Here is a 23591-nt window from a genome sequence, read left to right on the forward strand (position 1 = left end):
AGAGACCAGATGACAACTCGTTACAAAGTCGCCCAGTGGGCCACCGGCGACACCGGCCGACGCGCCCTCCGGGAAGTGATCGGCCATCCGGACATGGAACTCGTCGGGGTCCTCGTCTACGACGAGGCCAAGGAGGGAAAGGACGCGGGTGAGTTGTGCGGTGAGGAGCCCACCGGTGTCCTCGCCACCCGGGACCGCAAGGCGATCCTGGACCTGGGCGCGGACTGCGTGGTCTACATGCCCCGCGCGACCGGCTCCGGACGCACCCGCGCCGGCCTCACCCAGGAGGAACTCCTCGACGACATCGTTCCGTTGCTCGCATCCGGCACCAGCATCGTCACCACCTGCACCGACCTGCTGGCCCGAGGTGTACGGCTCGGGCCGGAAGGACAGGCCCGCGTCCAGGAGGCCTGTGAGAAGGGCAAGTCGTCCATCTGGCCATCCGGCAGCGATCCGGGCTTCTTCACGGAGACGTTCCCCTTCGCCCTGCTCTCGGTCCAGCGTCACATCGACCTCATCGAACTGGAGGAGTTCGGGGACCTCTCCCACCGGCCGTCGCCGCACATGGTCATGGAGCAGATGCGGTTCGGAAAGCCGGTGGACGGCTGGGACCCCGACCGGCGCAAGAACCACCTCTACGGCGAGTACCAGCCCGCCCTCACGGTGCTGGCCGACGCCGCCGCCCTCGACGTGGACGAGTGGACGGCAACCGGCGGGGTCGCGGCGGCGCGCGAGGACGTCTCCATCTACGCCGGCGTGGTCGAGAAGGGCACCGCGGCGGCCCAGAAGGTCGTCATCACCGGCCGCCGCGAGGGTGTCGACGTCATCCGCTTCACCCAGTACGCCTTCGTCACCAGGGACGTGGACCCGCACTGGGATCTCAGGGACACGGGCTGGCGGCTGCGCATCCACAGCGACGCCCCCTTCGACATCCAGATGCCCCTGCCGGTCTCACTCGACGTCCTCGCCGACCACGTCCCCGCGTACAACGCCAACGGGCCCGTCAACGCCATCCCCTACGTCTGTGCGGCCCGCCCCGGAATCCTCACCACCACCGACCTCCCGCCCATCCTTCCTCGCGGCCCGCGCCCCGGCGGACTGGCGTGAGCGATTACGGCCCGCTGGCCCGCACGGTGCTCGCGTTCGACGCCACCGTGCGCCAACTCGTCCTCAAGGCACGGGAGTCGGGCGTCACCGCAGCTGACTGGTCGGCACTCACCGCATTCGTGGACGTGGCGGAGTTCCGGCGCGTCGGCACCTGGATGGAGGTCATGGACTGGCGGGAGTACACGGAGTTCATGACCAAGTGGGCGTCGGCTTCAATGGGTTTCGAGACCGCTGTACGGCGCGTGTCGGAGCTGCCAGGTCTCGTCTACTACGAGATCGAGGAGCGCCACACCCGGCCGGGTGGCCTCGCCGTGGTCAACTCCCTGTCGGTGTATGGATTCGACGCGGACGCCCGGATCCGCCGTCTCGACGTCTACCTCCAACAGCCCCGCTCGTGACGGAGAACCCACGGTGAAACTGATCAGCCATCTCATCCAGCGTCGGCTTCAGCTGCCTCCGCCCCTGACGCGGGACGTGGTGGTGCACCGGGATCTGCGGGTTCCGATGCCCGACGGGGTCGACCTGTTGGCCGACAGGTGGGCCCCGCGGTCGGGCGACGAGGGCCTGCCGACCGCGCTCATCCGCTGCCCCTACGGCCGTAGCGGGCCCATCGGAACCCTCATGGCTCGGCCACTGGCCGAGCGCGGCTTCCAGGTGCTGCTCCAGAGCGTCCGCGGAACCTTCGGATCCGGTGGCGTCTTCGATCCCATGAGGCAGGAACGCGACGACGGCCTCGCCACCCTCGACTGGCTGGTGAGACAGCCCTGGTCCGGGGACGCGATCGTGCTGTACGGCATGAGCTACATGGGGCACGTCCAATGGGCTGTGGCCGACCGGCTGCCCCCGGAAGTCAAGGCGCTCATCCCGGTGGTCACGGAGTCCGCGCTCACGCTGGAGTTTCTGCGCGGTGACGGGATGTCGCTGGAGACCCCTTTCGGCTGGGGGGCTCTCGTCACGACTCTGGAACGCCCGCTGGCCATGCTGCGGCAGCCTCTGCAGTCGAGGAAGACCGCGCGGGCCCTGTGGACACTTCCCCTCAACCGCGCCGACCACGCCGCCTGTGGCACGGTCTCTCCGTACATCCAGGACATCCTCACCCGCGACGCGGACGACTCCCGCTGGCAGGGATTCGACCACCGGGACCGCGTGGCGAAGGCAAGCGCACCGGTCTGCTCGATCGGTGGCTGGTACGACATCTTCCTGCCCGGCCAACTTCACGACTTCAAGCTGCTCCAACAGGCCGGGCACCCGGCCCGGCTGATCATCGGGCCCTGGACGCACACCAGGTTCGGCCCTGAACCGGTGCGGGAGGCCATCGAGTTCGGCCTGAGTCACGCGCGCGGTGAACAGCCACCGCCTCGCCCGCCGGTCCGCCTGTACGTCATGGGTCAGGAAACCTGGCGGGATTTCGAGTCCTGGCCACCGCAGGGGTACACACCGGAACGCTTCCACCTCCACCCGGACGGCACACTGTCGACCGAGCCGCCCGCGGTGTCCACAGCCACCCACTACCGCTACGACCCTTCCCATCCCACTCCGGCCGTCGGCGGCGTCCGCATGGTCAGGAACAGCGGCCGCGTCGACAACACGGCTCTGGAGGCCCGCTCCGACGTGGTCGCGTACACCACTCCCGTTCTGGGCGAGGACATCGAAGTCATCGGCGAGGTCAGCGCCGAGGTCTGGTTCTGTTCAACCCTGCCTCACGCCGATGTCTTCGTACGACTCTGCGACGTCGACCCGGCCGGACGCTCCTGGAACATCTGCGACGGTCTCCTCAGCCTGACCGACGCCGACCAGCCGCAGTGTGCCGAGGTCCGGCTCTGGCCCACGGCCCACCGCTTCAAAAGGGGCCACCGCATCCGGGTCCAGATCTCCAGCGGAGCCTTCCCCCGCTACGCCCGCAACCCCGGCACCGGAGAACCGCTCGCCACGGCCACCACCCTCCGCCCGGCCCACCAGACCGTCCGCCAAGGCCCGGCACACCCCTCAGCGATCATCCTCCCGGTCCGGACCCAACGCACAGCATCGGCAACCGACTGACCGTTCTGTCGATCGCCGGTCATTTCGACACGTCGCCTTCGCCTCGTGCGCGGTCAGCCTCCGAGGTCCAGCGCGAGACCGGCGATACCCAGTCGGCCCACCTGCCGCAACCGCCGCCCCACCACCAACGCACCGTGAAGAAGCACGACCACAGCAGCAATCACTGAACCAGCTGGCCCGTCACAGCGAGCGCCGGTGCGTCAGGGAAAGCGCCGGGCTGACGGCGAGGCGTCAGTCATACAGTGGGTCGGGCGGCCGAGCAGAAGCATGATCAATCCTCATAGTCATTTGTAGGCGGCAACGGCAGCGAAGTAGATATCCAGGCCGCTGCCTGCGGCGCCGGCCGGGATGCTGCAGCCACCAGTGTGGGCATCTACCTTGCAGCCGTGGCCGGTTACAGATATCCGTTCCTCCCCAGCGCACCGCCAGGCGGACCAGCGGCTATTCCACCCGCGACATGGCGTGACGGCGCCTCCCCGACCGTCCACCCGCACGCGTCCAACCGCCTCCCGCCGCTCCTGCAATCCCTGTACCGCCGCCACCTGTCTGCATCGCCAGCGCGAAGGCGGCAGCCGCTGGCCCCACCCTCGACTCCGGCCTCGCCCAGTTCGCGACCAAGACCCGGACCATATACGGGCCAGAGCCCGCCGTCCCTGCCCCAAAGCTGGCATTCGTACTGGTCAGAGCCATGTACGTCGTGTACCGCCAGCAGACGAAGAAACTATTGGGACGGCTGTGCAGCGTATCGGAGACCGAGGTCTACCCCTCCCTGGCGAGTAGCGATCTATTGCCCGGCCGCCCTGGGTTCGACGCCAGCGCCTGGAGATCACGAGAGAACGCTTCGCTACCACTCAATGTTCTGCCTCGGCAAACCGTGGCCTGCATCGGAGGCTCAGGCTGCCTTCTCGACCCACGTGACCTTGAGGACCTTGCATGCCCGCGCAGTACATGAACGCCAAGCAGACCGCCGAATATCTGAACATGTCGATCACGTGGGTGTACCGGGACGCACCCAAACTCGGACTCGTCCCCTACAAGTTCGGAAACGGCCGTAGCGCCAAGCTTCAGTTCAAGATCACCGATGTGCACGCCTGGGCTCGGCAACAGAAACTCGGCTGAGGCACGCCATGCCACGCTCGGGTCAGGCCGCGAGTGCCATGTTCAGGACCTGCGCGGCCTTGCCGATCGATCCCGGCAGGAGATGCCGGTAGATCTTGAAAGTGACGTCGACGCTCTTGTGTCCCATCCACTCAGCGACACCCGTGATCGGGATGCCGTGGCTCAGGCAGTTCGACGCGTAGAAGTGGCGGTTCCCGTACAGGACCATCCCCTCCGGGATGTCCACCTTTCCCGATGCCCTGATCCGCCGCCACTGGTTGTCCATTCCCCAATGTGGATACGGCTTGCGGGGGTCGGTCTCCTGCCGCAGCAGGTAGCCGTCGACCGTGCCGTACTTCTCGGCATACCACTGGATCGTCTCCCTGATCCGAGCGGGCAGGGGGACATCGCGGTACTCCCCCGCCTTGCGGTGTTTGAGTGGACCGTACTTGCGGGTGGACAGCACAACCTGCTCGGTGATCCGATACACGTCATCGGCCACGAGGTTGTTCAGGTTCACCGCGTACGCCTCGCCGTTCCGCAGGCCGCAGCCGCTCATCAGGTCGATGACGAGCTTGAAGGCGTCGTCACCGGCGGTTCGTATGGCTCGCAACTGTTCCAGGGACGGGATCACCGCCCGAGCCGGGTCGTACTGCGGCGGCTTGACGCCGTCCATGGGGTTGTCGGAGAAGAGGCCGAGGCGATGCGCGTCGAGGAGGACCGCGCGCAGCTTGTCGAATGCGTTGGACTGGGTCGCCAGACCGGCACCGTTGCGTTCCATCGTGCGGATGAAGCCGTCGACCACCTTGTGGTCGAAGGAGTTCATCCGCCGGCTGCCGAGCGCCGGGTAGAGGTGGTGCTCCAGGAGCGAGTCGAGGTGACGTAGAGACGAGGCGGCCAAGTGCCGTTGGCCAGCCTTCCATTCCTCGACGTACTCCTCGAACCGCATCCTCCCGTACTTCTGGATCCGCTCCGCCTTCGACTGGGACTGTGGCGCCGACTTCTTCTGGTTGTAGACCTCCGTCAAACGCGCGATCGCCTTGTCCTGGGTCCCGAAACCGGACTCCTCCGTCTGCTTGCCCGCCGCGCTGCGGTACCGGATCTTGTACTCGTGCGGGCACTTCGACCAGCGGGACTGAGGGTGCTCGCAGTCCTTGAAGAAGGTGCCCATGCCGCGGGCGAGTGTGCGTGCTGCCATGTGGTGCTGTCTCCTCGGCGTCCGATGCTGACCTTTTGCTGACGCCCGAGGGTCTTCGATACCTCTGACCTGGGAAGAACCGCCGAATCCGTGGTATGTGGTGGAACTTCGTCGGGCGTACCCAGGAGGACATCGAACAGGCTCGCGAGGGCTGGATGAGCGGGACGAGGTTCGGGGAAGTGAAGGGGTACGACGGAGCGCCCCTTCCAGCGCCGGAACTGCCGCCTGTGCCGCTGAAACCACGGGGAAGGGTGCGCTGAGCCGGGACTTCGCGACCCGGCACGCACATCACCGGGCAAGGTGAGACGCACCCCGCCCGGTTCACCCAGGCAGCGTGAGCAAAACAGGGTTACAAGACGGACACCAGCCAACCTGAGCAATTCCGCAATCGGCCTACCGGCCTGGCTGGGAACATCCCCCCGCGGGCGCCGACAGCCGCTGTTCCTGTTCGTCAACGTTTCCGCCACACACGCCCCGTACGGTCACTGTCTGAACAGCAGCACCGCCAGCGTCGGCTCGCAGGCCGCAGCGCTCACCTACGCCGAGGCACACGTGGCTCGACTGCTCGACGGGCTGTAACGCTGCCCCCCGAGGCCCCTGGTACCCCCGACCACGGGAAGCCACCGTCATCACCGTGTTGTGTGAGCTCCAGCCATGGCGGCATCGATCAGCGACTCCGCGATGTCTCGCGCACACGCACGGGTGTGCCTGCTGTTGAGCGCTGTACCACGTGCCGCCGCACCGTCGTAGAGCAGCGCGAGTTGTTCACCGAGGACCTCCGGAGCGGCGACCCCCGCCTGACGTGCGATCTCCGACAGGCGGCGGGCGAACTCCCTCTTGTGCGTCGCGGCCAGTCGATGGGCGGCGCGCCCGGGGTCCGGCACCTCGACGCTCACGTTCAGGAACGGGCATCCGCGTACCGGAGCCGCAGTCTGCGGCGGCTTCCAGTCGAAGACGGCGAGGAGTTGCTCGCGCGGGCTGCGGGGCGGTTGATCGGGTCCTGGAAGGACGGGGAGCAGGCCACCCCTCAAGGTGCTCAAGTACGCCATGACGAGGTCGTCCTTGCTGGAGAAGTGCGTGTAGAGAGTGCGTTTCGACACTGCGGCAACGGTCGACAGCTGCTCCATCCCGGTCGCATTGATCCCTTGCGCAGTGAACAGCTCGGTCGCCGCTTTGAGGATCCGCTCCCGGGCATCACGGCCACGACGCCGACGCACGGAATGAGGTTCGTCCATACCCCGAGGATACCGATCGGTTTACACGGACCGTCGGCGTCGTTTACGGTAGACCCTGGAGTAAACCGATCGGTTTACTCGATCGTGCCCGGCGTTCGTACCGCACGTGGATACGCAGCTTGTCGGCGCAGTATCCGTTCGGACGGCGCTCGGCACGGCCTCTGCGCCACGCGTGGCCGTCGCCCTGACCGACGCCCGACCGGCCGCCCACCCGTCATCGGCACCAAGGAGAAGTGATGCGCTACACGACCTTCGGACGACGGACTGGACTCCGCGTCTCCGAGTACGCACTCGGTACGGGCAACTTCGGCACCGGATGGGGAGCCGGCGCCGAACCCGACGAATCGCGCCGGATGTTCGACCGGTTCGCCGAGGCCGGTGGGACGTTTCTCGACACCGCGGACAGCTACCAGTTCGGCGAGTCGGAAGAGCTGGTCGGGAAGTTCATCGCCAACGACCGGGATCACTTCGTCCTGGCGACCAAGTTCACCAACGGAGCCGCGCAGCGGCGCGGCATCTCCAGCACGGGTAACAGCCGCAAGAACATGGTCAGTTCGCTGGAGGCCAGCCTGAGGCGGCTCGGCACCGACTACGTCGACCTGTACTGGGTTCACTTCCCGGACGACCTCACGCCGATGGAGGAGATCCTGCGCGGACTGGACGACCTGGTCTCGTCGGGCAAGATCCTCCACGCCGCCCTGTCCAACTTCCCGGCTTGGCGGGTCTCGCGGGCCGCCACTCTCGCAGACCTGAAGAACTGGGCGCCGGTCGCGGGCATCCAGATCGAGTACAGCCTCGTCGAGCGGACCGCTGACCGGGAGCTGCTACCGATGGCCGAGAGCCTGGGACTGGGCGCAGCTCTGTGGTCCCCGCTCGGGGGAGGGCTGCTCACCGGCAAGTATCGCCGCAGCATCGAAGGGCGGCTGACCGATTTCAAGACGCTCGTACACGTCGAGAGCACCGAGCAGAAGACCGCCATTGTGGACAGCGTCCTGGCCATCGCCGAGGAGAACGGCGCGACACCCGCGCAGGTGTCGGTGGCTTGGCTCCGTGAGCGCGCCTCCCGAGCCTCGACTCCGTTCGTTCCGATCATCGGTCCGCGCAACCTCGCGCAGCTCGACGACTACCTGGGTGCCCTGGACGTTCAGCTCACCCCGAAGCAGTTCGCGCGCCTGTCCGACATCAGCGCGATCCCCCTCGGGGTGCCGCACGAGGCGACCGCCGGCGTCCGCGATGCCGTCCAGGGTGGTGACGCGTCCCGCATCATCCAGCCGCGGGTGCCCATCGCCTGAGCCTCGGTACCTGCCGTCGTGGGGCCATGACACCATCGCGCCGGTCGAACTCCACGCAACCGACGGGCGTCGGTAGGCGACTTTGTCGCCCACCGGTTCGTCAAGTCGCCGCTGGGCGGGCCCCCACGGTCGGACGGCGCTTCCGCCGACAGACGGCCCCGGCAGCCCTGGCACGGAGCTGTCTGTGCGACAGAAAGCGCTGACGGGACACAAACGCCACTCCCCCATCTAGCAGTGCTCATCGTGAAAACTGCACGTCAGATGTTCTCTTGGGCGTGGGTGTGGAGAGACTCGGCGATGTCCGGGGCGGTAGTCCGTCGACAAGATCATCGGTCGGCGGGTGAGTCCCCGGTCGGCGATCACGCCGAGCTCAGCCTCCCGCGGCTTCTGCGTGAGCTTGTCGTGACAACAGGCGGTGATCTCCGGGGTCCTCTCGGGTCTGTCTGCGTGGACCCGTACCGGTCGCCCCCTGTCGTTGGTGTGCGCGATCACGAGCAGGCCACGGCATGTGAGTAGTTCTTGCGGTTCTCGACACCGGGGCGCCGCCTGGCGCGTGTCGACCAACCTTTCGGCAACACCACCGTGAGGCGCCTCGCAGGGCGCCCTGAAGAGCGCTGCGGATCCCTGTCTCGCTCGGTCCGAGAGACCTGTGGAACGGGACCCGGAGGGAGCCCGGACGTATCGGTGGGGGCGCCCGTGGACAGCTGGTGGCGGGTCTTCAGTGCCGGGGGTCGTCGTCGCCGAAGTCGGGGAACTCGGTGGCCAGCAGGTGCTCGGCGCCGCCTTCGAGGGCCTGGGCGTTCTCGATCGAGCGGGGAAGCATGGTCTTCTCGTAGGCGTGGAGGGCGTCGTCGACGGTCGCCGCGTTCGCCAGGGCCAGAGCGAGGTCGCTCGCGTCGAGCATGGCGAGGTTGACGCCGACGCCCAGCGGTGGCATGAGATGGGCGGCGTCGCCGAGCAGGGTCACGGTCGGACTGTGTTGCCAGGTGTGCGGCACGGGCAGAGCGAAGATCGGGCGGTCCACATAGGGGCCGTCGTTGTCGGCGATCAGCTGCTTCATGCGGGGTGACCAATGGGCGTAGCGCTCCAGGAGCCGGGCGCGAATGGCGTCGGTGTCCTTCGGCATCAGGCCGCTCGCGGTGATCCAGTCGGCTGGGACCCGCTGGATCAGGTAGACGCGGATGTGGTCGTTGCCGTTGCGCTGGGCGAACATGCCGCGCTCGCCGTCGGCGGCGTGCGCGCCGCCCTGGCCGACCAGTTCGGCGATGTCGGGGTGACGGGATTCGACGTCGGAGAACCACGCCTCCAGGAAGCTGATCCCGCTGTATCCGGGGACGGCCGGCGAGACGGCCGGGCGTACCCGGGAGAAGGCGCCGTCGGCCCCGATGACCAGGTCGGTCTCGGCGGTGGTGCCGTCGGTGAAGTGCAGCAGGCGTGGCCCCCGGGCGGGTCCGCCGACGCGGTCGAGGCCGTGGCCCCAGTGCACCGTGCCGGGCTGGAGGGAGTCGAGCAGCAGGTCGCGCAACTGGCCGCGGTCGATCTCCGGCTTGAACAGCTCGTCGGGTTCGGGGATCTGGTGGGAGGTGATCACGCCTGTCGGGTCCATCTGGCGCATCTCCTGCCCTTCGGGGCGGGACAGCTTGAAGAACTCGTCGAGCAGGCCGGCTTCGCGCAGGGCGATCTGGCCGTTGTCGGCGTGCAGGTCGAGGGTGCCGCCCTGGTTTCGTGCGTCGGGGCCGGTGTCGCGGTCGTGGACGGTGACCGCGATTCCGTGCTGCTGAAGGATGCGGGCGCAGGTCAGCCCGCCGGGTCCGGCTCCGATGATGCTGATCCGGGCGTGAGTGGGGTTCGGGGAAGTCATGGGTTCGTCCTTCGCTGTGGGACGGGGCTGCAGGGCCGCACTTGCCCTACGGTCTCGAAAAGTAGAGTAGATAGAAAAGTAGAATGTGACAACTCTTTTTCGGGTGGCACTTTCGGATACACTCGCGGCATGACCGAGCCCGTTGTCAGCCGCCGCGAGCGCAAGAAGGCCGCCACCCGGCAGGCGATCGCCGACGCCGCACTCCGACTCTTCCTGGAGCGCGGCTACGACCACGTGAGCATCAAAGAGATCGCCGAAGCCGCGGACGTGTCGACCGCCACGGTCTTCAAGCACTTCACCGGCAAAGAGGCCCTCGTGTTCGACCAGGAAGAGAGCACAGACGCGCGCCTGGCCGCGGCCGTGCGAGAACGGTCCGCAGGCCGGAGCGTCCTCGACGCCCTGCGCGAGCACGTACTCGCCACCTGGCTGCCGATCGCCGCACACCCGCAGAGAGTGGAGTTCACCCGCCTGGTCAACACCACCCCGGCGTTGCGCGCCTACGCCGAACGCATGTGGACCCGCCACGCGGACACTCTCGCCGCGGCCATTGCCGACGAGTACGGCGTGGACCACGACAACCTCGCCTGCGCCGCCCTGGCCCGCTTCGTCCTGGAGACCCCTGGCCTGGCCCAACGACAGAAGGACCGCGGAGCAGCCGTCGAGGAGGTCTTCGCCATCCTCACCAACGGCTGGCAGCCGCCCGGCGGCCACCACAGGCCCACAGACGCATGAGGCAGCGGAAAACCGGCCAGACCGGCCCGGAGGGCACGTGCACGTCAGGCCGGCTCCGCACATCGCGCCGTGATCCGCTCCGGCACCTCGGGGGCATCACGCGCCCGAGACACCGGAGCGGCACCCGTGACGACGGCTGAGGCGATCACATCCGGCTGCCGACTCGGGTGGATCATGGCCGACAAGTAGGTGGTGTCACGGCCCTGTTGGAGGGTGGGGCTGTCCCCCGGGGGAGGGCTGGAGTCAGCCTGCTGGGGCGGCCACGGGTGTCGAGCCTAGTCTCTGACGCATCGCCAGAACCGCCACCGCCGCCACGACCGCCCTGCTCCGTGCCGCAGCGGGCGCCTCTCTCGCCGGCGTTCACCAGCACTCCCCGGGGACAGCCGGAGCGGAGCAGGGCCGCCTCGCCGGCCCGGAGCCGGCTGCTGCGGCCACGGTCGCCGAGCGCGGCGACGGCCTGGACAAGCTGAGCGGCGTGCAGAAAGCACTCAGCGCGAACAACCGGGTCTGCTCCTACGACCGGCTCGGCGAGGGCGACGCACCGGCCGGCCCGCAGACCATCGACAGCACCGGAAAGGTCCTGACCGCCGTACTCGACCGGGTGGCCGGCCACCGGCCCGTCGTCCTCGTCGGGCACTCCCTCGGCGGGCTGATCGCCGCCCGCTACGCCCCCGAACACCAGGACCGGATCAAAGGCCTGGTCCTGCTCGACGCCACCCCGTCGGCCATGGCCGCCGGCCTCACCCGCGTCGTCCCGCCGTCCGCGACCGGCCCGGGTGCCGAGGCACGCGACCAGTACCTCGCCGTGAGCCACTGAGACAACGCGGAGACACTCTCGTTCACCGACGGAAAGGTGCGCTCTGCCGGCGACATCCTCGTGGAGGTCGTCCGGCACGGGGTGCCCTACCTCGCGCAGTCCATTCTCTCGACCAGCCCGACCTCGTCGACCGAGCCGTCCAGCGCGTCGCCACCCGTACCTGTACACAACCCTGACCCAGGAGGCCCTCCCCCCGAGCAGGGCCGGGACGGGAGCATCCAGCCAGCCGCTCACCAGTTGCGGACACAGCTGCACGCGCACTGCCGGCCTGGTCATGAGCGAGCGACGGTTCACTCTTACAGAACGAGACCCTCTGTCGCCATCTGCTGACCGGATGACCGTTCAACCGAAGGGCTGAACCAGAGAGCGACATCCGGACGACGCGCAACGACGCGGCTCGTCGGCAGACTTGCCGCGCCGCCGCATACGAAGCGCGACGGCGGAAACAGCGGGAGGACCCCCACCATGCCCAGGAACTTCAGCAGGCGCCGGCTGCTCACCACCGGAGCCGGTGTCGCACTCGGCGGTGCCGCCGCGGCGGTCACCACCAGCGCGCAGGGTGCTGCCCCGGTCGGCGCCTCCCTCGCCGGTGTCCCTGAGGAGACGCGCTCCCTCGACGAGCTCTACGAGGAGGCCGTCGCAGAAGGCGGCAAGCTCGTCCTGTACCAGGGCGGAGACGTCGACAGCCAGGCGGCCGGGGTCCGGGCCGGCTGGGCCGCCCGCTTCCCGAAGGTCGAGCTGACGGCCGTCGTGGACTACAGCAAGTACCACGACGTCCGCGTGGACAACCAGCTCGCAACCGGCACTCTGGTGCCCGACGTCGTCCAGTTGCAGACGCTGCAGGACTTCACCCGCTGGAAGCAGGAGGGCAAGCTGCTGCGCTACAAGCCCGCCGGGTTCTCCAAGGTCCACAAGGGCTTCAAGGACCCGGACGGTTCTTGGACCGCGCTGATGGTGATCGCCTTCAGCTTCATGTACGACATCCAGGCCGTCGGCTCCAACGCGCCCACGACTCCGCTGGATCTGCTCGACGAGCGCTGGAAGGGCGCCATCGCGTCCTCCTATCCGAACGACGACGACGCGGTGCTCTACCTCTACCACCTGTACCAGCAGCGGTACGGCTGGGACTGGGTGGCCCGATTCGCCGCGCAGCAGCCGCAGTTCGGCCGGGGCACGAACACCCCGGGTGCCGCCGTCAACAGCAGGCAGAAGACCATCGGTGTCGGCGGCTCGGGCAGCACGGTCTCCACGTCGACCACCGTGAAGTGGGTCGTACCGTCGGGTGACCATCCCTTCATGGCCTGGGGGCAGCGGGCCGCGATCCTGAAGGAGGCCGCTCATCCGGCGGCGGCCAGGCTGTACATGAACTGGCTGTTGTCCGAGGAACGCCAGCTGGCCAGCTTCAACGGCTGGTCGGTGCGTACGGACGTCACTCCGAACGCGAGCCTCAAGCCCGTGTGGGAGTTCCAGAACGCCCACGTCGACGGTTTCCCGCGGTTCATGGAAGACCGCGCCGAGGCTGAGCGGCTGAGGCAGACCTTCGCCCTGTACTTCGGCGAGGTCAAGGGCGACCCGTCGCCGGGCTGGCTCGGACTGCATCCGGGAAGCTGACATCGGCGCGTGCGGTCACGGCCCCTCCGCGGTGTTTACGACGGTCACACGGGCAACGGTCTAGACTCCTGCCCCTGTTGTAGCCTCCGCCCGGCCCGCCCCCAGGGAGCCGTAGCCGTGTCCCTCACCGGCCCTGCCGTACACCGGCCCTCCGTCGCGGCACGGTACCTTCCGCACCTGGTTTTCCTGATCGCCCTCGCCGGCACCCTCGTACGGCTCTTCGAGCTGAATCACGAACTCTGCTGGCGTATCGCCCCACCCACCGCCGGACTGGCCTTGGTGTACGCGGCCGGGCTGGCCCGCTGGGACCGGCTCGGCCACCGGGCCCGGCCCGCCTGGCTCGGCCTCCTCCTGTTGTTGTGGACGTGGGTGGCCTGGAGCCTGCCGACCCCGCTCGCCTTCGGGTACGCGTGGCTGGCCGTGCCACTGGCCGTCCTGGCCATGCGGATGCCGACCCGGGCGGCACGTTCCTCGGCACTCGCCGTCCTCATGGCACTGCTGTGCGCGGTGCTGCTGCGGGCCAGTGGCGGACTCGATCCCGACGTGCTCGCGCCGCCGGTCGCCGCCCTGTGGGCCACCGTGCTCCTCTACCGTACCCAGCAGCGACTGACCCGCGAACTGGCGGAAGCACGGGGCGAGTTGGCGCGACAGCAACAGGAGGCCGGACGGCTCGCCGAGCGAGCCCGCATCGCGCGAGACCTCCACGACACACTCGCCCAGGAGCTCTCGGGCAGTCGCATGCTGCTCCAGGCCGCCGAACGAGACTGGGACCGCCGTCCAGAAGCCGCCCGCCGACAGGTACGGGCGGTGACCGGCGCTCTCGGTGAGCATCTCGCACAGACCCGTGACATCATCGACGACCTCACGCCTCCCGTACTCGCCCGAGAGGGCCTGGAGGCGGCACTCCGCGAGCTCTGCGCCCGTGCCGGCAACGTGCCCGGGTCGCCCCGCATCTCCTTCCACACCGAGCATGCCCCCTACTACCTGTCCACAGAACAAGCCGTGACTCTGCTGCGGGTGACCCAAGGGCTCCTCGCCAACGCCGGCGAACACGGGCGGGCCGGACACATACGCGTGACTCTGGTCTACGGTGACCAGGCGAACGCGGCCGTCGAAGTCCGGGACGACGGAGTGGGTTTCGACCCGACGGACATCCGGCCGACGAAGACCGGCCGCGGATTCGGGCTGATGGCGGCCCGCGAACGGCTGGGTCTGTTCGGCGGAACCCTCACGGTCGAGAGCACGCCAGGTCACGGCACCCGTGCCCGGGCGGCCCTGCGGGCCGAGGACCGGGTCCCGGTCAGCGCCCCATGAGCGGAACTCCCCCACCGCTGCGGATCCTCATCGTGGACGACCACACCGTCGTACGAGCCGGACTGCGCGCTCTCCTCGAAAGCGAACCCGGCTTCGAAGTGGTCGGCGAGACCGGCGACGGCACCGACGCGGTACGCCAGGTGGAGCGGCTCCGTCCCGACGTGGTGCTGATGGACCTCCGGCTGTCGGACACGGACGGCGCGCACGACGGCCACCACGGTATCGACGGCATCGAGGCGACCCGCCGGATCCTGGCCGGCTCCGCACCTGCCCAGGTGGTCGTGCTCACCAGCCATGGCCGCCAGGTCGATGTGCTGCGAGCCGTGGAAGCCGGGGCGCGCGGATACGTCCTGAAGGCGGGCCCACCCGAGGAACTGTTCCGTGCCGTGCGCGCCGTGGTGACGGGCGGCATGGCGCTGGCGCCGGAAGCCGCAGCGCAGTTCGTCGGGCCTCCGGCCGAGCGGGGCCCCGTGCTCAGCGAGCGTGAGATCGAAGTCGTCCGGCTCCTGGCTCTGGGGCACAGCAACCGGTCCATCGCAGGCACGCTGTACCTGGCAGAGGCAACGGTCAAAACCCACCTCATCCGCATCTACCGCAAGCTCGGCACCGAGAACCGCGCCGGCACCGTCACCGAAGCGGTCCGACTCGGGCTGATCGAACTCAGCTGAGCCTGTCACGGGCACCGGTCCTCGGGCGACCGGCAGTGGATACCGCCCAGGCACCGAGTAGTGTGCCTGGCCGATGACGGAAGCCGAGCGAGCAGTCGCGGTGCGCCGACGCCTTCATCTGCACACCGCCTTCGCCAACGCCTGCGAGTTCGAGCGAGTCGGTTGTCGGACCTGTCGGGTGGCAGTCCCGTGCGCCGTGCGGCCTGAGCGGGTTACGCCTGTGAGTTGGCGACTTCGAGCAAGTGTCGCATCGGAGAACCTGTTGTGACGTGCCGCGCTGTCTGAAGCCTGGCCGAACTGGCCGACTTCCTGGTCGCTGGGGGGGGTAGTAGACGCCATCAGCCACGAGGGCCTGCGCATCCTGCTCCGAGAGGAGGACTCTCATATCAACGCCGGCTCACAGGGTTGCGCGGCACTCTTCAGCACTGCCGAGAAGCAGCATGGGTGCGGCTCTGTCTGAGCGAGTTCCCGCGTCAGGCTTGAAGTGCGTGTATGTGCTGGTCGGGTAGGGGATGGAGCCGTTGGTCCTCTTTCCCGGGACCGGACGGCCGGACGTGTCCGTGACGGGAGACGGGCCATGAGCGGTAGCTGTCCACGGTCTTCGGCCGTGTCCGGGTACGGCGTGTGGCTCACCGTGGGCCAGGGGTGAGCCATGTGTATCCCGCGGACGCGCTGCTGTCGCTGCCGACCGGGCGGCACTCGCTGGGCCTGCGCCGTCTTCCCGTGACCGAGGCCGTCCGCAGCTCCTTCGGTCATCCAGGCCGACGGCAAGGGCGTGGTCATGCGGCCCGAGGCACTGCGCGAGGCCACCCACCGCAAGGCCGCCCAGGCCGCGGCCCAGGGCCGACGGGGCCGGCTCGCCCCCGGCGAGAAACCCGACCGGAAACGGATGGACACCGTGGCCTGCGTCTTCGACGGTCTCTTCCGCGTTGAACTGGTGGGCGCGGGAGACCAGACAGAGGCCGGCCAACGGGACGAGGGCGACGCGGGGGGCTGCGGCTCGTCGTCGGCGAGGTCCTGGAGCAGGGGCGTCCTCCTCCTCGTCGAGCATCGCCGCGACAAGGTCCGTCATGACGCTGCGGACGCCGTCCTCAAGGGCAGCTGTCGATCACGTTGAGACGGCGGACGGGTCCGGGCTCACCCGTGTCTCCGTCACCCGCTGTCCGGGCACTTGCCTCTGCTGCGATCGCAGTAGAGGCAAGTGTCTGCGGCCGCCCGACGACGAGAGACCGGGGCGGTGCGAGCGTGAAAGCGGGCCGGGATCACCGGCCCGCTCACGTGATGTATCCCTGGAAGGGCTCGTCGATGTCCCCTCTCGCCCGCTGGTGCCATCGGCACCGGCTCGTCGTCGTCCTGGTCTGGGTGGGCCTGTTGATCGGTCTGGGGGCCGGGGTCGGTGCGGCCGGCAGCGCCTTCGGCAACAGTCCGACCTCGCAGAACACCGACTCGGCCAAGGCGACGGCCCTGCTTCAGCGCGCCTCGAACAGCGCGGCAGGCAAGAGCGGACGGGTCGTCTGGCAGCTGAAGGGCGGCAAGGTCACCGAGCCCGCGGCCGAGCGGGCGATGACGGACGTGCTCGGGAAGATCGCCCGCGCACCGGGTGTCGCCTCCGTGACCAGCCCGTACACGCCCGTCGGTGAGGCGCAGGTCAGCAAGGACGGCAGGACGGCCTACGCCACGGTGGCGTTCGACCGCGACGTGGCGGACCGCCGGATCGAGCACGTCAGGGAACTCGCGACCGCTCCGAATTCCGCGACCCTGCACATCGCGCTGAACGGGCAGGCGTTCACCGTCAGCCCCGAGCCGAATCCGGTCGCCGACGCCATGGGCATCGCGCTCGCCTTCGTCGTGCTGCTGTTCGCCTTCCGCGCGGTGTGGGTGGCGGTGCTGCCCATCGTCACGGCCGTCGTCGGCGTCGGCACCTCCGCGGTCGCGGTGATCCTGCTCAGCCACGTCATCACTCTGTCCAGCACCACGCTGACCCTCGGTTCGCTGATCGGCCTCGGCGTGGGCATCGACTACGCCCTGTTCATCGTCAACCGGCACCGCGCCAACCTGAGGGCGGGCGCGGATGTCGCCGAGTCGATCGCCAAGGCCCTCAACACCTCAGGCCGGGCCGTGGTGTTCGCCGGACTGACCGTGGTCGTCGCGCTGCTCGGCATGCTCACCCTGAACGTCGGCATCATCAACGGGATGGCCGTCGGCGCGGCCGTCACCGTCGTCCTGACCGTGCTGGCGGCCATCACCCTGCTGCCGGCACTGCTCGGCATGATCGGACCCCGCGTCCTCGGCCGCAGGGAACGTCGCGCTCCCGTCGGCAGCGCGGGCGGGACGGATCTGTGGGGCCGGTGGGCCGTGCGGGTCCAGGCCCGGCCCAGGGCTCTCGGTCTGCTCGCGCTCGCCGTGCTGGCGGCGCTCGCGCTCCCGACCCTGTCGCTGCGCCTCGGCGCCTCCGACGACGGCAACCTGCCCACGACGTCGACGAACCGCCAGGCGTACGACATGATCGCGGACGGTTTCGGCCCCGGCTTCAACGGCCCGCTCGTCCTGGCCGTCCAGGCCCCCACCGCCGCTGACAGGGCGGCCGAGGCGAAGCTGGTCACGGACCTGAAGCAGGTCGACGGCGTCGCCAGTGCCACCGCCGCCCCGCTCAAGGAAGGGCAGACGGTCGGTGTGATCTCCGTCGTCCCGACGACCTCCCCGCAGTCGGCAGCCACCTCCGACCTGATCGACCACCTGCGGGCGGACGTGATCCCGCGGGCGGCACAGGGCACGTCCATGAAGGTCTACGTGGGCGGTCTCACCGCGAGCAACGACGACTTCGCGTCGGTGCTGATGAGCAAGCTCCCGCTGTTCGTGCTGGTGATCGCCGCACTCGGCTTCCTGCTGCTGACCGTCGCCTTCCGCAGTCTGCTCATTCCCGCCGTGGGCGCCGTGCTCAACATCCTGAGCATCGGGGTGGCCTTCGGCGCCATCGTCGTCGTCTTCCAGTACGGCCACGGCGCCTCGCTCCTCGGACTCGGCGCCGCCGGACCGATCGAGTCGTTCGTGCCGATCCTGGTCGTCGGCATCATGTTCGGCCTCTCCATGGACTACCAGGTCTTCCTGGTCAGCCGGATGCGCGAGGAATGGGCGCACACCGGCGACAGCCACCGGGCCGTGCGGGTCGGCCAGGCGGAGACCGGCAAGGTGATCACCGTCGCCGCCACCATCATGTTCTGTGTCTTCGGCTCCTTCGTCTTCGGCGGCATGCGGGTGATCTCCGAGTTCGGCGTGAGCCTCGCCGTCGCCGTCGCACTCGACGCGCTGCTGATCCGGATGGTCGTCGTCCCCGCGCTCATGCACCTGTGCGGCCGGGCGAACTGGTGGCTGCCGAGCCGACTGGACAAGGCGCTGCCGCGGGTGTCCGTGGAAGGACCGTCGGACGAGTCGGTACGCCCGTCGCAGCATCCGGTGCGGGAGCCGCAACCCGCCGCACTGACCGACTGAGAGCGACGCGCACGCGGGCCGGTGGCCGGCTGGGGCGGACCCGGCACGCCCTGGCCCGCGCTCCGTACATTATGGAAATGCAGGTGACAGAGATGAGGCGCTGGCTGGCCCGGCACGACCGGATCAGGGACGCGCTCCCCGCGGCGGTGCTGATCGTCGTCGCCGTGGCCGCGACGGCCGCAGGGAAGTCCGGCTGGCATGCGCCCCGGGCGGCGGGGGTGGCCTGGGTCGCGCTGACCTGCGTCCCCCTCGTGTTCCGGAGCCGTTGGCCGCTGCCCGTCGCCGTACTGACCCTGGCGGTCGATCTGACCGGCATGGCTCTGGCCCCGGACCGCGCCCTCGCTCCGGCGGCCAGCCTCGTCGCCCTGTACACGCTCGCCACCCGCAGCAGCCGGCGTACTGCCTGGTCGGTCGGCGTCATCGCGGCCGTCGCGATCGCGGGGGTCTACGCCGCGACCCACGACGAGCCGCTTCTCGTGGGGACCAGTCTGCTGCGGCTCGACTTCGCGATCGCGGCCACCGCCATCGGCGACGCCGTACACAGTCGCCGTCGGCACCTCGCACGGGTCGAAGCCCGCGCGGAACGCGCCGAGCGCACTCGGGAGGAGGAGGCACGGCGCCGCGTCACCGAGGAACGCGTACGCATCGCCCGCGAGCTCCACGACGTGGTCGCCCACCACATCACGCTGGTCAACGCCCAGGCGGGCGTGGCCCACCACCTCATGCGCACCGACCCGGACCGGGCGTACGAGGCCCTGGCCCACATCAAGGACAACAGCCGCTCCGCGCTCGATGAACTGCGGGCCACCGTCGGCCTGCTGCGCCAGCCCGACGACGCGCCCGACTCCCGGGCCCCCATCCCCGACCTGGCCGACCTCGAATCCCTCATCAGCCGCGTCCGCGGCGGCGGGCTGACCGTGACAGTGGCCCGCACGGGCGTTCCCCGGCCCCTGGCACCCTCCACCGAACTGACGGCCTACCGGATCATCCAGGAAGCACTCACCAACACCCATAAACACGCCTCCGCGGCACGCACCGAGGTGACCCTGGACTACGGAGCCACGGCCCTGCGCGTCACCGTCACGGACGACGGTCCGCCCCACCCGGCCAAGGGGCCGGGCACCGGCCACGGCCTGATCGGCATGCGCGAGCGCGCCAGCTCCGTCGGAGGGACCGTCACCGCCGGCCCTCGGCCCGAGGGCGGTTTCCGGGTCGTCGCCGAACTGCCGCTCTCCCCCGCCCCCACCGCCCTCTGACGCACCCGCTCCGACATCCCGTGAGGAAAACCGCCGTCCATGATCATTCGTGTCCTGCTCGCCGACGACCAGGCCCTGCTGCGTGGCACCTTCCGGCTGCTCATCGACGCGCAACCCGACATGGAGGTCGTCGCAGAGGCGTCCGACGGCCGTGAAGCCGTACTGCTGGCGCGGTCCGAGCGGGCCGACGTCGTGGTGATGGACATCCGGATGCCCGGGGTCGACGGCATCGAGGCCACCCGGCTCATCGGGCGGGACGAGGACCTGGCCGGAGTGAAGGTACTGGTCCTCACGACCTTCGAGGTCGACGAGTTCGTCGTCGACGCACTCCGGGCGGGTGCGAGCGGCTTTCTCGGCAAGGGGATCGAACCCGCCCAACTCCTCGACGCCATCCGGCTCGTCGCGGCGGACGAGGCGCTGCTCTCTCCGGCCGCGACCAAGAAACTGATCGCCCGGTTCCTCGCCCAGCCGTCCCCGGGCGGGCTCTCCGACCCCGGCCGCCTGGCCACCCTCACCCCACGGGAGCGCGAGGTGATGACCCTGATCGCCACCGGCCTGTCCAACGTCGAGATCGCCGAGCGCCTCTTCGTCACCCCGGTCACCGTCAAGACCCACGCCAACCGGGCCATGGCCAAACTCGGCGCCCGCGACCGCGCCCAGCTCGTCGTCATCGCCTATGAAAGCGGCCTGGTCCGCGCCGGAGAGACACCACCCTGAGGACGGTCGCCTCGGGGCGCTGTGCCCACGGCGTGCCCATCAGAATCGCGTCCGGAACCACTGGCGTGCCGCCCTGGCGTCCGCCTCGTACGTGCCGATCATCGGTCCGCAGGACTCCGAGGTGAGCGTGATCCGTCCGTCGGCCGAGCCGGACGCACCCGGATACTTCCCCTCGGCCCCGGCACCTACCGCCTATTGCGCTCCCCCTAATAACGAAGTTATGTTACGGGCCATGAAACAAGACCTGGCAGGCCGAAGGCTGGTCGTCACGGGAGCCGCGCGCGGGATCGGGGCCGAGGTGGCGAGGGTCGCCGCCGCCCGAGGCGCCCGGCTGGCCCTCCTCGGACTCGAACCCGATCGATTGCGCGAAGTCGCCCACGCCCTGGGCCCTGACGCGTCCTGGCGGACGGCCGACGTACGTGACGGGGCCGCCCTGAAGGCGGCGATCGACGACTGTGCGCAGACCATGGGCGGCATCGACATCATCGTCGCCAACGCGGGGGTCGCGGCCTACGGGACCGTACGGCAGACGGACGACGCGTCGTTCGAGCGGGTTCTGGACATCAACCTCAACGGTGTCTTCCGGACCCTGAAGTACGCGACGCCCCACCTGGAGCGCAGCCGCGGCCATGCGATGGTCGTGTCCTCAGCGCTGGCCTTCATGCCGCTGGCCTCGATGGCCGCGTACGGCGCGAGCAAGGCCGGGGTGGAGATGCTCACCCTGGCCTACCGCCAGGAGGTGGCGCATCTCGGTGTCACGGTCGGCCTGGTGCACCCCTCCTGGATCGACACGGACATCGTCCGGGGTGCCGAAGGTGACCTGCCCTCCTTCCAGGACCTGCGCAGACGGCTGCCGTACCCGGGCAACGTCACCACGAGCGTCGACCAGGCAGCCGCGGCGATCGTCGACGGACTCGTCCGCCGGCGCAGCAGGGTGTACGTGCCACGCGCGATCGCCGCGGCCAACTGGGCCAAAGCAGCCGTCAATTCACCGCTCGCATGGCCCTGGGCACGACGTTTCGCGGCCCGCGCCGTGCCCACCCTCGAACGCGAGGTGGAGGCACTGGGCCGGCATAACCAGCTGGTACCCGGCATGGACAACCCCACCGGGAGCACCGGACCTTCCCGGCCCGGCACTTGAGACGGATACCGGCCTGACCCTCCGTCAACTCCCTGCAGTCGAACGGAAGGAGCGCAGTCCCTCCTCGTGCGAGGCCAGCGCGCGCTCCCGGTCGTCACCCAGCCCTACGGCGAAACCCACGCCCATCGGCAGCAGCACCTGCGCCACCGGGTCCTCGAACTCGGTGAAGTGCTCGGCCAGTTCGAGGGTGATGTAGCCGTGGACGTAACTCCAGAGCTGGGCCGTCACGACGTCGGGGTCCTGCTGCGCCACCCGGCCGGAACCCACGAGCCGGGCGCACGCTTCGGCGACGACCGCGTAGGCCTTGCGGAAGGCCGGCGAGCGTCCGCTGAACCGGAGGTCGGCGTCCGACAGCGGCCGGTAGGTGGCACGAGTGGACAGCCCGAACATCAGGTCGTACAGGTGGGGGTTCTCACCGGCGACCCGTCGGCAGGTCAACGCCATGGCAAAGAGATCCGCGACCGCGTCGTCGGTCACCGGCACCTGGGAGAAGGCCTTGCCGAGCTCCTCGAACCCGTGGTCCGCGACGGCCCGGACGAGCTCCGGGATGCCCCCGAAGTGGCTGTAGACCACCATCGTCGAGAGGCCGCTGGCGGACGCCACCGTGCGCGCCTTGATGGCCGAAGGCCCCTGCTCGGCCAGCAGGCCGATCGTGGCGCTGATGAGCCGTTCCGGTATCCCCCGGGACGCCGGCGTCTCCGATGTGTCTCCCATGATTCCACCCGACTCCGCAACCGATCTCGCGCCGTCGACCGGAGTGACGGTTGCCACACTTCAAATAACTTGGTTATATGCACTCTCCGAGCCAGGATACACATCACGGGTGACGCGGCGCCGCGAGCACTGCCGCACCCCTCGCGGCCCTCATCACAGCAGGTCCGAGACTCACGCACCAGGGCCGACACGGGTTACGGACCCCTCACGCTCGTATCCCCCGAGCCGATGCTCGGTCGCGCGGGTAGATCGAGGCACCTCGGCGGCGGTCCCCGCCCACTCGGGCACACGCCCCTTCCCTTCCCACCGCCCCCTCTCCACGGATTCAGCACGGGAGCAGATTCCATGAGAAAACCCGAAAAGGGTCATCTTGAGATCCAGGACGACGGAGCCGTCCTGACCGTCCGGGTCGACGGCGGGCCGCACGGCGTGTTCGGCCCCGACATCGCCGACCGGCTCAAGGAGCTGGTGGACCGGGTCGACCGCGATCCCGGCGTCCGTGCCGTCGTCTTCACGGGCGCGCACCCCGAGCGGTTCGTGAGCCACGCCGAGGTCCGGTGGCTTCAGGAGGAGGGCGCAGCGAGCCCTGCCGTCGGCCGACGCGGTGCCGGCGCCGTCGTTCGTGTGGCGAAGGGCGTGGACCGGACCCGGATCCTGGAGCCCGTGGCGCGCAGGACCCCGTTGCGCGGAGCACTCCAGTTGGAAGCCCTGCACACGACCTTTCTCAGGATGAACGCCAGCGGGGTGCTTTTCGTCGCCGCTCTCAACGGCTCGGCCCTGGGCCTCGGCGCGGAGTTCGCCTGGGCGTGCGATCTGCGGGTGATGGCCGACGGAGAGTTCTTCATCGGCCAGCCGGAGATCCTTCTCGGCATCATTCCGGGCGGTGGCGGCACCCAGCGGCTGACCCGCCTGATCGGTACCCACCGGTCTCTCGTCGCGATCCTCGAAGGCAAACCGTTCACCCCTGCTCAGGCTCTCGCCAACGGGGCGGTGGACGAGGTCGTTCCGCCGGGCGAGGTGGTCACGCGGGCGGTCGAACTCGGCCGGCACTTCGGCGCCCGGCCGAAGGGATCGGTGGCCGCCGCGAAGAGGTCGGTGTACTTCGGCGGTTCGATGTCCCTGGCGGACGGCCTGCACGTCGAACGCACCGAGTTCTTCACCAGAGTCCTGTCGCGGGAGGGCCAGGAGCTGATGCTCGACTACATGGACACGACGGACGCGACGGGGGAGCTTCCGCTCTACCGGCCGGACACCTACGCCGAGGCGCTCGCGTCCGGCACCGTGCCCGGGCCCCGCTCGGC

At 69.2% G+C, this 23591-nt stretch carries 19 protein-coding genes and 2 pseudogenes; 17 read left to right on the plus strand and 4 right to left on the minus strand.

Translation table 11 applies throughout. The features are described from left to right. Positions 1–9: 9 nt before the first annotated feature. The 4 genes from ABZ887_RS33805 to ABZ887_RS33820 all read left to right on the plus strand — a co-directional run bounded on the left by ABZ887_RS33805 (position 10) and on the right by ABZ887_RS33820 (position 4266). The gene (locus tag ABZ887_RS33805) at positions 10–1107 is read left to right on the plus strand and encodes a dihydrodipicolinate reductase (protein ID WP_361297837.1); all 1098 of its coding nucleotides are present in this window, start codon (positions 10–12) and stop codon (positions 1105–1107) included. After that, positions 1104–1505: a hypothetical protein gene (locus ABZ887_RS33810; RefSeq protein ID WP_361297840.1), complete on the plus strand. Its 402-nt coding sequence runs from the start codon at positions 1104–1106 to the stop codon at positions 1503–1505. Before ABZ887_RS33805 ends, ABZ887_RS33810 begins: the two co-directional genes overlap by 4 nt. Positions 1506–1518: 13 nt before the next feature. Next, positions 1519–3147 (plus strand): CocE/NonD family hydrolase, encoded by a 1629-nt coding sequence (locus ABZ887_RS33815; protein ID WP_361297843.1) that lies wholly within the window; start codon positions 1519–1521, stop codon positions 3145–3147. Positions 3148–4080: 933 nt separating this feature from the next. After that, positions 4081–4266: a hypothetical protein gene (locus tag ABZ887_RS33820; RefSeq protein WP_361297851.1), complete on the plus strand. Its 186-nt coding sequence runs from the start codon at positions 4081–4083 to the stop codon at positions 4264–4266. A gap of 22 nt (positions 4267–4288) precedes the next feature. Here the strand turns inward: ABZ887_RS33820 and ABZ887_RS33825 are convergent, their stop codons facing one another. Then, positions 4289–5443 (minus strand): tyrosine-type recombinase/integrase, encoded by a 1155-nt coding sequence (locus tag ABZ887_RS33825; RefSeq protein ID WP_361297854.1) that lies wholly within the window; start codon positions 5441–5443, stop codon positions 4289–4291. 95 nt (positions 5444–5538) lie between these two features. Here ABZ887_RS33825 and ABZ887_RS33830 point away from each other — a divergent pair. Continuing rightward, a pseudogene (locus ABZ887_RS33830) lies at positions 5539–5703 on the plus strand (pirin family protein); the annotation flags it as partial. A 369-nt stretch (positions 5704–6072) separates the two neighbouring features. On the opposite strand, the gene ABZ887_RS33835 reads toward ABZ887_RS33830, so the two are convergent. Beyond that, on the minus strand, positions 6073–6678 hold the full coding sequence (locus tag ABZ887_RS33835; RefSeq protein WP_361297857.1) for a helix-turn-helix domain-containing protein: 606 nt from the start codon (positions 6676–6678) through the stop codon (positions 6073–6075). A gap of 236 nt (positions 6679–6914) precedes the next feature. On the opposite strand from ABZ887_RS33835, the gene ABZ887_RS33840 reads away from it, so the two are divergent. Further along, complete coding sequence (locus ABZ887_RS33840; protein WP_361297860.1) at positions 6915–7970, plus strand: aldo/keto reductase; 1056 nt, start codon at positions 6915–6917, stop codon at positions 7968–7970. Positions 7971–8688: 718 nt separating this feature from the next. On the opposite strand, the gene ABZ887_RS33845 is transcribed toward ABZ887_RS33840, so the two are convergent. Further along, positions 8689–9831 (minus strand): NAD(P)/FAD-dependent oxidoreductase, encoded by a 1143-nt coding sequence (locus ABZ887_RS33845; RefSeq protein WP_361297863.1) that lies wholly within the window; start codon positions 9829–9831, stop codon positions 8689–8691. Positions 9832–9960: 129 nt separating this feature from the next. On the opposite strand from ABZ887_RS33845, the gene ABZ887_RS33850 reads away from it, so the two are divergent. The 10 genes and pseudogenes from ABZ887_RS33850 (at position 9961) to ABZ887_RS33895 (ending at position 21576) form a co-directional block, all read left to right on the plus strand. Continuing rightward, positions 9961–10563, plus strand: coding sequence for a TetR/AcrR family transcriptional regulator (locus ABZ887_RS33850; RefSeq protein ID WP_361297866.1), 603 nt, complete (start codon positions 9961–9963; stop codon positions 10561–10563). A gap of 475 nt (positions 10564–11038) precedes the next feature. Beyond that, complete coding sequence (locus tag ABZ887_RS33855; RefSeq protein ID WP_361297869.1) at positions 11039–11380, plus strand: alpha/beta fold hydrolase; 342 nt, start codon at positions 11039–11041, stop codon at positions 11378–11380. Positions 11381–11845: 465 nt separating this feature from the next. Then, positions 11846–12991 (plus strand): ABC transporter substrate-binding protein, encoded by a 1146-nt coding sequence (locus tag ABZ887_RS33860; RefSeq protein WP_361297872.1) that lies wholly within the window; start codon positions 11846–11848, stop codon positions 12989–12991. 117 nt (positions 12992–13108) lie between these two features. Next, positions 13109–14305 carry a sensor histidine kinase gene (locus ABZ887_RS33865; protein ID WP_361297875.1) on the plus strand — a complete coding sequence of 399 codons (1197 nt, stop codon included), beginning with the start codon at positions 13109–13111 and terminating at the stop codon, positions 14303–14305. Continuing rightward, positions 14302–14973 (plus strand): response regulator transcription factor, encoded by a 672-nt coding sequence (locus tag ABZ887_RS33870; protein WP_361297878.1) that lies wholly within the window; start codon positions 14302–14304, stop codon positions 14971–14973. The genes ABZ887_RS33865 and ABZ887_RS33870 overlap by 4 nt, the downstream gene beginning before the upstream one ends. 537 nt (positions 14974–15510) lie before the next feature. Further along, positions 15511–15889: pseudogene (locus ABZ887_RS33875) on the plus strand (ISKra4 family transposase); the annotation flags it as partial. 389 nt (positions 15890–16278) lie between these two features. Continuing rightward, positions 16279–18462 carry an MMPL family transporter gene (locus ABZ887_RS33880; protein WP_361297881.1) on the plus strand — a complete coding sequence of 728 codons (2184 nt, stop codon included), beginning with the start codon at positions 16279–16281 and terminating at the stop codon, positions 18460–18462. Between the two features lie 77 nt (positions 18463–18539). Further along, positions 18540–19718, plus strand: coding sequence for a sensor histidine kinase (locus tag ABZ887_RS33885; RefSeq protein WP_361297884.1), 1179 nt, complete (start codon positions 18540–18542; stop codon positions 19716–19718). A gap of 39 nt (positions 19719–19757) precedes the next feature. After that, positions 19758–20435 (plus strand): response regulator transcription factor, encoded by a 678-nt coding sequence (locus tag ABZ887_RS33890; protein WP_361297887.1) that lies wholly within the window; start codon positions 19758–19760, stop codon positions 20433–20435. A 232-nt stretch (positions 20436–20667) separates the two neighbouring features. Further along, the gene (locus ABZ887_RS33895) at positions 20668–21576 is read left to right on the plus strand and encodes a short-chain dehydrogenase/reductase (protein ID WP_361297890.1); all 909 of its coding nucleotides are present in this window, start codon (positions 20668–20670) and stop codon (positions 21574–21576) included. A 24-nt stretch (positions 21577–21600) separates the two neighbouring features. Here ABZ887_RS33895 and ABZ887_RS33900 read toward each other — a convergent pair whose 3' ends face one another. After that, positions 21601–22290, minus strand: coding sequence for a WHG domain-containing protein (locus ABZ887_RS33900; protein WP_361297893.1), 690 nt, complete (start codon positions 22288–22290; stop codon positions 21601–21603). Positions 22291–22635: 345 nt separating this feature from the next. Here ABZ887_RS33900 and ABZ887_RS33905 point away from each other — a divergent pair. Next, positions 22636–23591 (plus strand): enoyl-CoA hydratase/isomerase family protein (locus tag ABZ887_RS33905; protein ID WP_361297896.1); only part of this gene is annotated, 956 nt, incomplete at its 3' end.

The sequence above is a fragment of the Streptomyces sp. NPDC047061 genome (genome assembly GCF_040643955.1).
GTDB lineage: Bacteria > Actinomycetota > Actinomycetes > Streptomycetales > Streptomycetaceae > Streptomyces.